This is a genomic window from Geobacter sp. OR-1 (assembly GCF_000813145.1).
Taxonomy (GTDB): Bacteria; Desulfobacterota; Desulfuromonadia; order Geobacterales; family DSM-12255; genus Geoanaerobacter.
The window spans coordinates 114,520-126,758 of sequence record NZ_BAZF01000012.1 but is presented as its reverse complement, the minus strand read 5'-3'; the positions used below and the strand labels follow the sequence as shown (position 1 = coordinate 126,758).

Below are 12,239 nucleotides of genomic sequence, written 5' to 3'. Positions count from 1 at the left end.
TCCTACCAATAACCCTGTTCATCATTTACGACAGCAATTGATGCTGCAATTTTTGATGCAACATTCTCGTCAACCTCAACTGACGCCGGTACCACATTCGGGTTTTTTGACTGGCTACGCATAGTCACTGACATGGTCACACGCTGGAAAAACTCATGCAGCTGCCCGGCGTTTTCAGCGTAAAAAAGGTCATGGGGCGTGCCTTCAATAAAACGCTTAAGAACCTTCTCATCTGCATCACGCCCAATAGCCATTGCCATGCGGTCACACTTGGAAGAACGTCCTTCGGAAATAAAGTCCTCCAGAGGCTTTTGCCAGCTGTCATTTGGCTGCCCGTCAGAAACAAGGACGATAGTTGGGCGGTAGGCACGGGACGGAGTGACCTCTTTATCCTCAATCATAGACTTGGCCATTTTGAGAGCGGTTCCCATCGGGGTCATACCATCTGCCTTTAGACCTTGCCATTGCACCTGAGAAGCCTTGGTATAAGGAACATGCAATTCAACCTGGCTTCCGAATGTGATGACGGAAACGAGAATCTCGGTTTCCATCTTTTCTTCATGCGCAAATGTATCCAGCATATCCTCAACAGCTTTATTGAGGTTGTCGATTTTGGCCCCGGACATACTTCCACTGACATCGAGAAGCAAGCAGACTGGGAGGGGTTTAGGAGCAGAAGTTGTAAATTTTGCGGGATCAAACATGAGCGTAGCCTCCTTATTGACTTGTTATGGATAACTAATTGAAATATTCAATCTTCTTCATCTACTGTTACAGCAATACCATACTTTTTTAGCCAATTATCCAATGTCTGATAATTTTTGAAGTTTAACAGTTTTGTCGCTTTAGACTTGTTGCCCCCAGACTCCTTCATGGCCCTTTCTAAATAATGTCGGGCGACTTCTCCCATAGTATTTTCTAAGTTAAGTCCTTCCCCTAGCGGTCGTCCGAGAACATCACCTTTTTTATCTCGCTGAGGTATTGGCAACAGAGCATCTTGAATGTCATGTCTTTCTAAAAGATTACTACTGGCCCAGAGCGCTGCTCGGATCATGGTGTTTTGCAACTCCCTAACATTTCCGGGCCAATTGTGCTGAAGAAGAATCGTTCTGGCAGCAGCTGTCAACTTTCTCGGAGAGTAATCTCTGCCGGCGGAAAGCCTCTCATTTGCCTTGTCAAGCAAGTAGTCGATAAGAAGTCCAATGTCTCCTTCGCGCTCTCTTAAAGGCGGGATTTGCAGGATTGCTACAGCGAGACGGTGAAATAGATCTTCTCTAAATCTACCTGCACTAATCTCTTCAACTAAATTCCGGTTAGTGGCAGCAATTATTCGTACATCCGTCTTTTCTGAAATTGTCGCCCCAACGGGAGAATAAGTTCCCTCCTGAAGAACCCGCAGAAGTTTGACCTGTGCTGCTGGGGGTAGTTCACCAACTTCATCAAGAAAAAGTGTTCCTCCTTTAGCTGCCCTAATATAGCCTGCTTTGTCGCTTGTGGCTCCAGTGAAGGCCCCTTTTTTGTGCCCAAAAAGCTCTGACTCGACAAGTTCCGAAGGAATAGCTCCACAGTTTACTGCAACGAATTCCCCTTTGAATAAACTTGCCTTATGAATCGCCGCAGCCAGAAGTTCCTTGCCAGTTCCGGATTCACCTTGGATAAGAACTGGAAGGAAATGGGGGGCAACAGTCATTGCTCTTGCTATAAGGCGCTTCATAATCTTGCTGCGGTGCATGATGCTGCTGAATTCCGTGGCATCGTGGTCGGTCCTATCAAAAAGCGCGCCAATTTCTTCGTCTTTACGTTTTATTAGATCAGGGAGATAATCAACTGCAATATCAAATGGCAGTTCAACATCTTTAAGTCCTCGTTCCGACGAGGTTTGAATGAGTTTGGCAGTAAAGAGTGAGTTTGCGAGTATAACCCAAACTGTAGCCATCGAAGGGGTGCCAGGGGATAGGTGAAAAGTTAGTTCTACTGAATTCTTTTGATTTTCCAGGTATGCTCGTACTTCCATCTTCGCATGATCATAAATCGAACGAAAGTCGGTTGGATCTTCAAGGTAGATTACGTTTAATTTAATCGGTAAATCAGCACGTTTTGAGAGCCAGCCGCAATAATTCGCACTTTTATCTTTCGGATAATTAGAAAGTAAAACCGCCTCGGCAAAATCTCGCGTGGTTGCAGCCTGGCAAATCGGGCCTATTCCTGTTTTGCCGTCGTTTGCTGCTGCAAGAAGGTCATTGTTGCCTATCCAAGCGAATAGTATTTTTTTCATACGCACCTTGTATAAGATAATTTATTTTAATACAAGTTATATTATACATAAACAGGCTTGATATTCCTACTGCATCCTATATTACCATATTTAATGGTTTTTTAACTTGGCACAACAATTGATATTACCTACTCAAAACACATGGGAGGTGTCTATATGAATATCATACTTGTAATACTTGCTCTTGCGGCACTTGGCTTGATCGGCATTGTTACCAAATCGATACTTGCAATACTTTGGGGTGTCGCTGGAATTGCCGTTTCATTCATCGTTTTCTGTACTGGTACAGTATTAGGCCTTCTAGGCAAATTGATTGTGATAATCCTCAGCCTCGCTGTAGTTGGTGCTGCAATCAGTTTTTTTCCCGTTAGGACTATTTGTAATCATTCCGTGCATCTATATCGCGTACTTGTATGTTAAAAAAAATGGTTACTATCAATCGCCAGCTGATCGGAATAGGAGTGCATCAAACCTACGTATATCGAAGTGACTATCCGGATTGAATACCATGATCGCGCTATCGGCTTACCACAGACCATAGGGGCGGAGCAGTTGCAATGAGTGAATGTGAACCGATATTTTCGGAAAAAGCCAAAAAGGGACTTGCCATGATTGTTGGTGTCATCTTGCTGATTGTCGGGATGCTGCTGATGCTTTTCGGGTTGAGGTTCCGCCTAGGGGCATTTTTGCTCCCCTCGGCCATCCCTGCCATGATCGGATATTGGCTGCTCAGGTGGGTTAAGAATGGATGAGCCTATTATGCTGAAGCAGCACTTATCATCCGGAACTGGGTTGTCCTGTTAATGATACTGACAGTTGCCGGATGCGGTTCGGGTGGTGAATCGCACCCGGCAGTTGAGGCACTACCCAAACTCCAACGACTCTATATCGGCGGGTATTGTCGGATATGCACCGGTCGATCTGACTCTGGGTGGAAAACGACACCACCTGTCATCCGTATAGTTGAAACTGGCATTATAAAACAGAATATTCGACATCGCTAGATTGTGTACTGTACATACAGTACATGACATTGCATGCATTTATTCACGGACAGTTTCAATATTGACAAATATAGATTATTTATTACTATACATAAGGTTAATTATGTATAGTAATAAACAGTCGTAAAAATCGGTATCTGATTGTCCAAAATTACCTTGGCTGAAATTCTGGGGGTTACCTAGGGTACACCCAGTCCGAGAAAATCGATTGTAGGGCAAATTTGGAAGCCGTTTTTTTAGGGGTAATTTTCAGGAGATTCCATGCAAGACATTCTGCTCCCCGTACTCGGCGAATCAAAAAGCAAGTCGCTGATGACCATTGCCTCGGAATGGTTCAAGCTGGATGTCGCCAATGGCGATGCCCGAGACGACACTATAAAGACATATCTTTGCCATATCGGTCAATGGATTCAATGGTGTCGAGAAAATGGAATTGATCCTGGACGGGCCGGTCGTGAAGATGCAAAGCTATACCGGCAGTTTTTAGTGGGATGCGACGCGAAACACGCGACAATCTCTCTTAAGTTGACAACAATGAGGCGTTTTTATCAAGCAGCTTTGGATAGAGGCTTGATCGCTACGAACCCTGCGGCAGATGTGAAAGCACCAAGAGAACGTCAGGCCTCAGAGCGAATTCTCCACTTGACTGCCGGCGAGGCTGAACTTCTTTTCCGGGTAATCCCGCATGATGATAGCATCAGAGCGCTGCGAGATCGCGCAATGATTGCCCTTATGGTTATAGAGGGTTTGCGTCGAGTCGAAATTTCCCGAGCGAATATCGATGACATCGAACATATCGAAGATCCGGGAGAAGCCAGAATGCTCGTTCACGGCAAAGGTAAAGATGCTTACATCTACCCATGTGAGGATACCCTTCTCGTTATCAGCCAATATCTTGAGCATTTAGGCGATGTAGAGTCTGACACGGATGGTACGCCGCTTTTTGTGTCAATAAGTAAGGGTGGAAATTCGCGTTGTAGAATTAGTCGGATCGGAGTCAACTCAGTTATTGACGGGTATCTGCGTAAAGCCGGGATAAAGAAAGAAGGACTATCCTGCCACGCACTGCGTCACACCTGCGGTCACCTGCTATATCAGGCAACTAGAGACATAAAGGTAGTGCAGGAGACATTACGACACTCCAATACTGCAACTGCGGCAAAGTACAGTCATGTTGAGGAACGCCGAAAAGCACGACATACAAAAGCAATTAAAGTAGTGATTTAAGTATACCGTCTCTGCAATATGCTATGGTGGTACTGACGCTGCTCAATGCCGCATTTTCGAGTACAAAAATGGTACATTCATGCGGCATTGCTTTTTTGACTGACATGCTCCATTAGTATAATTATCCAGAACTCACACCTTTTTCAGGTATATTACCGGATACTTTGGGCATCTGCTTATTGTGTTGGAGAGAACAATGCTTGTCCGTCCCTTTTCCGATATTCATGCTGAATTCTGGAAGCCCAACGAGATTCCCCGCATCCTGGAGATGGTAATCCCACCGCTGCCGACTGATAAGGAAACGATTGCCCTGGTTGCCGGCGATATCGGTCTGGCTCACCGCCAAGAGACCTGGCTCAAGGTTGTCAGTCTCCTAGCCAAGCATTTCCTTGCCGTCATCTATGTCGAAGGTAACCACTTCTTCTATCACAACGATTTTTTCGGGCGCATCGAGGAGCTGAAAGCCAAACTGTCGCTCCCCAAGAACGTCCATTTTCTTGAAAACGATTCAGTTGAAATCAATGGTGTCATGTTTATCGGGACAACACTTTGGACTGATTTTCTCGGGAAAGATTTCTTCAAGATGCAGTACGCCCGGAAGAACATGAACGACTTTGTCTTGATCAAAAAGGCAGATGGAACGCGACTCATGCCGGAAGAGACGGTAAATCTGTTTCAGAAATCAAAACACTATATCTTCGAGGCACTGGCAATCGCCGGAGATAAGAAAACGGTCGTGGTGACTCATCATGGCGTATCACCCCAGTCGATTCATCAGCGGTTCCGGGGAGACAGCCTCAACTGCGCCTTCATGACCGATCTCTCCAATGAGATTATCGACCATGGCCCCGATCTTTGGATTCATGGCCATACCCACAACTCGTTCGACTACTCTCTCGGCAAAACCCGGGTGGTTGTGAATCCCTATGGTTACAAGGATGTGGAGGTCAATCCGCAGTACGACCGGCAGCTGGTAATTGAAATGTAGTCTTAAGGTTTCATTCTAATGTTAATATAACTGACAAGCCCCCACCTTATGTCTGAGGCAAGGGTTTTATCGCTGTAACTGCGAATGAATGGAGCCGTTTGGGTTGGAGCGATATTGTAACGGTGGCAATTGGCGGGGGATCCGCAACTCCGAACACTACAGTCAATATCTCTGGGTTGAAGTCGATGACGAAGCGTCCGCACATGTCAGGCTATGCTCCTGCCACGGCTAAAAGTTGGGGAACTTTCTTTTTCGCTGTCTTAGCCAGTTGCTGCATGAGTCCGAATGGGACATCTTTTCGGCAGTAGTCTGACTTTATGTCGTTAATCATATTGATCCAGAGGTGTGCTGTCATTTCGGCATCCGCAAGCGCTCTGTGATGTATGCCGTCTGTTTTAGTTTTTGTAGCGTACAAGTGTTTCAAGCTTATGATTCGGGGCATTAGGGTAGAGCCTTCTCGAAATCAACATGGAACAGGCAAACTCATTGACTCTTTTGTGGTTAATCCTACTAAACTCAGCATCAAGGAATCTTGAGTCGAAAGAGGCATTGTGAGCAACGAGATGATGCCTCGCGATAAATGACTTCAGTTTCTTCATCACGTCGTTGATATCCGGGGCTTTAGACAGCATTCTGTTGGTAATGCCGGTGTAGTCTTCGATGAAACTTGATATCTTTATTCGAGGATTCATAAGACTTTGGAAACGTTCCTCGATCTGATTATTGGAAACAAGGACAGCACCGACTTCTATCGTCCGGTCTCCATAATTCGGTGACAGCCCGGTAGTCTCAAAGTCTATGATTATGGTGGTGTAGTTTCCCATGTTATCAGTCAGTCCTGTTATTGGGTTTTTCCAGCAGAGGGTTGAGGAATTTTTCAAAAGTTGCCAGCTGTTTTGCTGGCAGCAGATCGAGGTTCACTTCATTATCGAGCAAAAAGGTTCCGACACCGATTACAGTACGTGCCAGATAACCGGTACCTTCAACAGCCTGTTCAATCTCATTCCTTCGTTTACTTATAAGGTTGCGCAAACTGCGGCGATCGATTTCCATAAGACTGACTCCTGATTTTACTTACCAAGCTTTTCCTGTAGGCGATAAATAATCTCTGCAACCGTACCCTCTATATCATCTCCACGAACAGTGAAGTAGAGAAATTGCCCTGACTGAGCTGACCAATAGACATCTTCTACCGGAAGCGGCTCAAGCAGGGCATCAATCTTCTCGTAGGTGATGAAAGGCGAGCCATCAGGCCATTTTCTGTCAAGTTTGGCCTGCTGGGTATTTGTCAGTGGCATCCGGTAGGTTATTGAATAGACTTCTGCCTTCATTACGGTTTGATGTACGCATTCAACCCGATGGTAACTGGCTTTCCATCAACCATTGCATCAGTTACTGCATTCCCTCTGGTGCTAGCGACCACGAGAGTTTTTCCGGATGCTGACGGTGTCGGATTTTCCAAGTCGATTTCAATGCAGAGCTTGTTATTTTTGATTTCGACGGTCAGCGCCATTTTTTACTCCCCCGTGTATATGAGTGCAAGATTTAGTTTTTCACTTTGAAGTAGCCTTCAACTAATACATAAGGAAAATCATCATGCTCTTTCACAAGATGATTGACATGTCTCAAGACTCTGCCTCTATGACTTCCTTTATATTCAGGAAATTTCTTAACAAACTCATCAACTAATAAATTGAGCGATTTACCATCCATAATCAATGAGTTTATAAAACCATCTTGATTTGGAATTATATTATGATCCCAAGGATATCCTTCATTATGATCTCTTCTCATCGATATATCTCCTCAGCGAATTTTATTCCAAGAAGTTTAGCAACTCTTTCTGGCCCTGATTTCAAGTGATCCGGGCAGTTTTCCCACCATCGCTTCAAAACCCACTCCATGGAATCTACTACTTTTACAGGGTAGTTTTTACGTAAATAGAAGAATGATTGAAAAAAGGTTGGATCTGCATTCGCATATTCAATCAGTTTAATGGCAAGAATACTGTTTTTGCCTCGATCATTAATTTTACCAGTTAGATAGCCTCTATTCTTGGCAAACCATTGTGGATACCCTTCAGTAGGTGGATTAATATCATATAGTAAGAATTTAGCTTCTGATGAAAATGCTTTTGAGTAATACAAGTCTATAGATTTCTCCCACTCCAAAGCTAGTTGTTGAAGCGACCATACAGCTAACGCTTCACAAAAAGCTTCTTCAAACCACATTTGAGGAGAGCCTGGCTTCAGATAGTCAATTAATACATGCCCCAACTCTTGGCCAAATCCGAAAGCAATATATGGAGATTGATTACCTTTATCACTAAATTTCACCAAATATTCTTTATTTGGCCCCCTATTGAACAAAATCCGAGGGTGACTCTGATCCCATTTTGAAAGATTAATCTCCACAGGGTCATTGAACGCAAACGGCATTGCCTTATTCACAACATATCCGACTGCTGCGCAACGGAAGGTTATCTCGTCTACAGGGAATGCCCACCCCATTGAGTCAGCAGATATTTTCATTATTAGTTTTGTACCTTCATAAAGAGAAGCGGAAGTCCCATTCAATTTTATAGACGGGAATTGTTCCATTTCCTCTTGTGTGATGAATCCATAGCTTGGTGAAACAAGATAATGAGCAGAGATATACACAATAATAAATATGGTTATGCTTAAAGTCCTAACTCTCAACAAGATTGCTCCCCTATCTCCATGGCATCTGTATTATTTATTCTTTTACAATGAACCACCCCGCAGCAAGCTACAGGGTATCACAGCAGTAATTTGATTCTCTCATCGAAGCAAGCTTCGGGGAATTTACCCGGAGAGATTAAAACTATGCCTGTGTGAGCTATTTCCTTCTTCCTACCCTCTAGCTTGAAATGTCCTTTCCTTATAACTACTACAAATATTTATTTTTACGTTCACTCATCTTTGTAGCCATCTTGGCAATATCAATATATCCGGAAAGCCTTCCCTCTTCATACGCAAACTCAACCTTGCGTTTTTCTGGTAGCTCATCCCAAGGGATATCACACATTTCATCCCACATTTTGATAATTTGTTTGTATTTCATCAGATTACCTTTCCTGTCCTTCTGAAATAGTTTTAGCTTGGCTGACAATTAATCTTTTCCGAATCACATTGAGGGCAGAACATACCTCCACATCCATTCTCTTCCTGAATAGCTCCGCAGACTGAACAATAATCACAACTTTTTTGTGTGGCGAATATGACCACGAGAAGATCTTCAACTAGGTCAGGTGCCATGGAGTCTCCTTCAATACATTTCAGTATTGGCAGAATAACTCCCGACCTACCCCAGCCAGCGCCCTATGCCGCAAAATATTTTCAGAGTCTATTATTCACGCACGGCTTTTCAGCCGACACGATCCTTTCCATTAAAGCACTGTTAGTGACATATGGGATTTCAAGCTGATACCGTGCTCTGGTGATTCCGACATACACTAGGCTGTCTATCTGCTCCCGGGGCCAGCGTTCTCCCGGTTCCAACAAATCAAGCCCGATCAGGAAAACGTAGGCAAAGTCGAGTCCTTTGGCGCTGTGGATGGTAGTGATGGTTACACTGTTGGCGGTGATATCATGCGAACGCTTGGCTCGGTAGTCTTCAGAAAGCCATTTGTTGAGGATGCCTCTACGGTCAAGAGCGGATGCCAACATGGCCGGTATCGTGTTACCGCTTTCTTTTGAAAGCTTCTTCATGGTGTACATGACAGCGATTTCGGAAAGGGGAAACGCTCCTGCTTCGGCATGGGTTTTAATCTCTTTTGCCACATAATCAATGACTTTGGCGAAATCAGTAAACTGCTTCAATGTTGGGCAGGGGCCGTTGGAGATTCTTGGATCTGGGAAGAGATTGTGTTGGAGGTTGTCTTCCTGACACGGTTTTGAATTATTGTTGCGAAAACGGTTGGCAAACTCGGCGATCTCTTTCGTGTTGCGATAAATGACATTTAGTTGCCGCTTCCGACCTTTCACATTGATGCCTGCGTTGCTCCAACTGCGCTTCTGACCGTACAGATCCTGCCCTTCATCAAGAGCTATGGTTAGGAAGTCAGTTTTCCGGTTGAGGCATTTCATTACCACCTGGAGCATCCGGTCAGAGAAATCCTGACCTTCATCCAGCAGGATTGCATCATACCGCAGTGAATCAGGCAAATCTTTTGATAGCGCATCCTCCAGCACTATATTGTAGTAATCCATATCCTGGTTTTCATGAAGGACTTTTTCACTGGTCAACCGTTCACACAAATCGTAAAAGTGCAGTACTTCCACTCCGTCAGGGCCAAGCGGTGCGCCCTGTGCTGCCAGCAGGCGACGGATGTAGTTCACCAGTGTTACGTTGTAGCAAAGAAACAGGATGCGTTTGACTGAGGGATTGTATTTCCTGAGAAAAATTGCTTGATGCACCAGAACCAGTGTCTTGCCACAGCCTGAAGGGCCGGAGACAAGCCGGTGGCCGTCGCCCATCCTCCGCGCAATAGCCTCCTGGTGGTGGTCCAGCAGTTTTACATTGTATTCGTGATTCTTGAGTTCATCCTGCGGGCCGCGCTCAATGCTGTTGATCCTGATGGTGGGGTAGAGAAGCTGACGGAGATGATTCAGTTCTTTGGATGATATATGACAGGGAAACTTGGGTTCAAACCTTTCGCGGAGGGCATCCAGAAAAGCCCTTCCGGAAGGGTCGCCCAGTTCGGAATGGGGGTCAAGGTCATCCCAGAAGAATATCTTGGCGGTCGGGATTATGCCATCGTGGGAGAAGCGCTCTTTGTATTCGTATGAGTTAATATTTGGAAACACGACTCCGTACGAGATGGGGATCTTCGGCTTCCCTTGGGCGAACCCATCCCTGTTGACCAGCTTTCCGTCATTGCGAATGCACTCCAGAAGATTGTGAACATATCCCCTCGCCTGTTCGTGGGGATTGGTGCGGGATTCTTCCTTCGAACCGGATTTGATTATAAAGGTCTTAGGGTTCACTTCGCAGATTTGATTAATAGCCCAGTCTTTTACCTCAAAAACTATAAGTCCAACATCTGGGCAATATAAGATAAAATCTGGTTCAGAGTCGTTGATGTCGGGCGAATACCAGACAATGTAGCGCTCGTCCGGCTTGGCGACATTCCGTAGAAACCGGCAGAAGACTTCTTCACCGGTGGTGGTGTAATGTTCTATGTCGTCGGGGATAATGAGGGGCATATTGTCCTGTCCTTACGGATGTTAAAAAACTGCTGACCCACAGGCTGATGGAGCCCAGTCGGAGATTATTGTTGTTTTTGAGCAATTGTAGGCAGATTGGAGAAATGATCGACGATCAGGCTCTGATATTCCTGTCTGTAGCATCAGTGTTTCACGAAGAGGATGATGGCTCTTGATTAGGTATTCATTGCGGCGGTGTAATCTGTCCACTAAATGAAGTTTGGGGATCCTGTCAAATTTCCCGTATGTGCCACGATTACACTCTTTGCAAGCCAGTACAAGGTTTGCGACTCCATTAATTGGCTTATTAACAGCGCAGAACCGCAGTTTGTAGGGGAAAAAATGATCAACATCTGCTAAATCAAATGATTGCGAATCAACTGTGATATTTCGGAAGCAGTAAAAGCATCTCCCCTTCTGGTAGCCATTCAGAGCATCACGAGAAGATGTAATCGTCACACGGCGATTTTCGGCGGTCACCGTATGAAGAAGCTTGTTTGTATCATCATGAGATATTTGTACAACGTGCCTTGATACGTTCAGGTCCCAAGCAGTCTCTACCAGCCGCCAGCGTGCTTCCGTCTCAATATTAAGATCGTGAATGGTTGGATTTTCTGAAAGCGAAAAAAAATCGTCAGTAAGGCGTATACCCGATTTTTCATTGCGCTCATCAACAAAAAATCGGGTAGGAACTTCATTCCCATGTACATTATGAAAAGCATCGATAACATTCTGAAAACCAAGCCTTACAGTTTGTTCAGAAAGGGTTGCTTCTGTAATCTCACCTTTATTGAAAGCACGGCATAAATCAAGAAAACGGCTTTTACTCGAAGTTGCCTGTTTATCACACTTTATAAGGTGGTCCGCAATATGTTTGGCAAATACTGGTGCCAATTCATCCATCCGAATCAACTCGTTTGGATGGTGTCTCATGTCGTAGAGTGCTTTAGCCAAAGCAAATTTATATGATGCGACATTCCGACCAAAAAGAATTATTGCACGCCAATAGTTTTCGCGAGATGGCTCTATTTCATAAAAACGGGTTTCATCTGCCATGCGTCATTTCCGGTTAGACCAGTAGTCAGCTTTCTCAGGGAAGATCCACCGTACACCACCGCGTGGATCAGGTTGATCGCCTACATAACGAGGTATCAGGTGGATGTGCAGATGCATTACAGTTTGGCCGGCGGCAGCACCATCGTTAATTCCGATGTTGAACCCATCAGGGAAAATCTCCACCCCTTCATGTAATGTTGCTGGGGACAATCTTAGATTCACCCTTACTTCCGTTACTAATTCAAGCAGCGCTTCTCTTTCAATATTTGTCGCCTCAAAAAGCGAAGCTATATGACGTTTAGGGATGATTAAAGCGTGGTTAGGAGATATAGGAAATCCATCAAAAATTGCAAAGGCACTGTCGTTTGACGCGATAATGCGGGAAGGGTTGATATTGCAGAATGGACAATTTGACATGTAAATATTCCTTTTGGGCTCACCGAGACAAACGTATTCCGACT

The 12,239-nt window shown here is 44.8% G+C and carries 15 protein-coding genes and 1 pseudogene; 4 read left to right on the top strand and 12 right to left on the bottom strand.

From position 1 onward, the window contains the following. Positions 1 to 2 precede the first annotated feature (2 nt). Together OR1_RS13380 and OR1_RS13375 are read right to left on the bottom strand one after the other, a co-directional pair. A complete protein-coding gene (locus OR1_RS13380) occupies positions 3 to 704 on the bottom strand; it encodes a VWA domain-containing protein (RefSeq protein WP_041972386.1) in 702 nt (233 codons plus the stop codon). Positions 705 to 751: 47 nt separating this feature from the next. Further along, the gene (locus OR1_RS13375; protein ID WP_041972385.1) at positions 752 to 2,275 is read right to left on the bottom strand and encodes a sigma-54-dependent Fis family transcriptional regulator; all 1,524 of its coding nucleotides are present in this window, start codon (positions 2,273 to 2,275) and stop codon (positions 752 to 754) included. 156 nt (positions 2,276 to 2,431) lie between these two features. Between OR1_RS13375 and OR1_RS13370 the strand changes: the two genes are divergently transcribed. From OR1_RS13370 to OR1_RS13355, 4 genes are all read left to right on the top strand, one after another. Then, complete coding sequence (locus OR1_RS13370) at positions 2,432 to 2,695, top strand: hypothetical protein (protein ID WP_041972384.1); 264 nt, start codon at positions 2,432 to 2,434, stop codon at positions 2,693 to 2,695. A gap of 137 nt (positions 2,696 to 2,832) precedes the next feature. After that, complete coding sequence (locus OR1_RS13365; RefSeq protein WP_041972383.1) at positions 2,833 to 3,027, top strand: hypothetical protein; 195 nt, start codon at positions 2,833 to 2,835, stop codon at positions 3,025 to 3,027. Positions 3,028 to 3,540: 513 nt separating this feature from the next. Beyond that, positions 3,541 to 4,506 (top strand): tyrosine-type recombinase/integrase, encoded by a 966-nt coding sequence (locus OR1_RS13360; RefSeq protein WP_052440449.1) that lies wholly within the window; start codon positions 3,541 to 3,543, stop codon positions 4,504 to 4,506. A 196-nt stretch (positions 4,507 to 4,702) separates the two neighbouring features. Next, positions 4,703 to 5,494 carry a metallophosphoesterase gene (locus tag OR1_RS13355; protein WP_052440448.1) on the top strand — a complete coding sequence of 264 codons (792 nt, stop codon included), beginning with the start codon at positions 4,703 to 4,705 and terminating at the stop codon, positions 5,492 to 5,494. A 211-nt stretch (positions 5,495 to 5,705) separates the two neighbouring features. On the opposite strand, the pseudogene OR1_RS13350 reads toward OR1_RS13355, so the two are convergent. The 10 genes and pseudogenes from OR1_RS13350 to OR1_RS13315 all read right to left on the bottom strand — a co-directional run bounded on the left by OR1_RS13350 (position 5,706) and on the right by OR1_RS13315 (position 12,195). Continuing rightward, positions 5,706 to 6,318 (bottom strand): annotated as a pseudogene (locus OR1_RS13350) (PolC-type DNA polymerase III). 4 nt (positions 6,319 to 6,322) lie between these two features. Next, positions 6,323 to 6,547, bottom strand: coding sequence for a hypothetical protein (locus OR1_RS13345; protein ID WP_041972382.1), 225 nt, complete (start codon positions 6,545 to 6,547; stop codon positions 6,323 to 6,325). Positions 6,548 to 6,564: 17 nt separating this feature from the next. Next, a complete protein-coding gene (locus tag OR1_RS13340) occupies positions 6,565 to 6,825 on the bottom strand; it encodes a hypothetical protein (protein WP_041972381.1) in 261 nt (86 codons plus the stop codon). Further along, a complete protein-coding gene (locus OR1_RS13335) occupies positions 6,825 to 7,007 on the bottom strand; it encodes a hypothetical protein (protein WP_041972380.1) in 183 nt (60 codons plus the stop codon). The genes OR1_RS13340 and OR1_RS13335 overlap by 1 nt, the downstream gene beginning before the upstream one ends. Before the next feature lie 32 nt (positions 7,008 to 7,039). Beyond that, complete coding sequence (locus tag OR1_RS22105) at positions 7,040 to 7,288, bottom strand: hypothetical protein (protein WP_152609895.1); 249 nt, start codon at positions 7,286 to 7,288, stop codon at positions 7,040 to 7,042. Continuing rightward, entirely contained in the window at positions 7,285 to 8,193 is a 909-nt protein-coding gene (locus OR1_RS13330; protein WP_152609894.1) for a hypothetical protein, read from the bottom strand. The genes OR1_RS22105 and OR1_RS13330 overlap by 4 nt, the downstream gene beginning before the upstream one ends. A gap of 211 nt (positions 8,194 to 8,404) precedes the next feature. Next, positions 8,405 to 8,578, bottom strand: a complete 174-nt coding sequence (locus OR1_RS22330; protein ID WP_160295250.1) for a hypothetical protein — start codon at positions 8,576 to 8,578, stop codon at positions 8,405 to 8,407. A gap of 275 nt (positions 8,579 to 8,853) precedes the next feature. Then, positions 8,854 to 10,722 carry a DEAD/DEAH box helicase gene (locus OR1_RS13325; protein WP_041972378.1) on the bottom strand — a complete coding sequence of 623 codons (1,869 nt, stop codon included), beginning with the start codon at positions 10,720 to 10,722 and terminating at the stop codon, positions 8,854 to 8,856. Positions 10,723 to 10,743: 21 nt separating this feature from the next. Then, positions 10,744 to 11,778 (bottom strand): HNH endonuclease domain-containing protein, encoded by a 1,035-nt coding sequence (locus OR1_RS13320; protein ID WP_041972377.1) that lies wholly within the window; start codon positions 11,776 to 11,778, stop codon positions 10,744 to 10,746. A 3-nt stretch (positions 11,779 to 11,781) separates the two neighbouring features. Continuing rightward, the gene (locus OR1_RS13315; protein WP_041972376.1) at positions 11,782 to 12,195 is read right to left on the bottom strand and encodes an HIT family protein; all 414 of its coding nucleotides are present in this window, start codon (positions 12,193 to 12,195) and stop codon (positions 11,782 to 11,784) included. Positions 12,196 to 12,239: the final 44 nt, after the last annotated feature.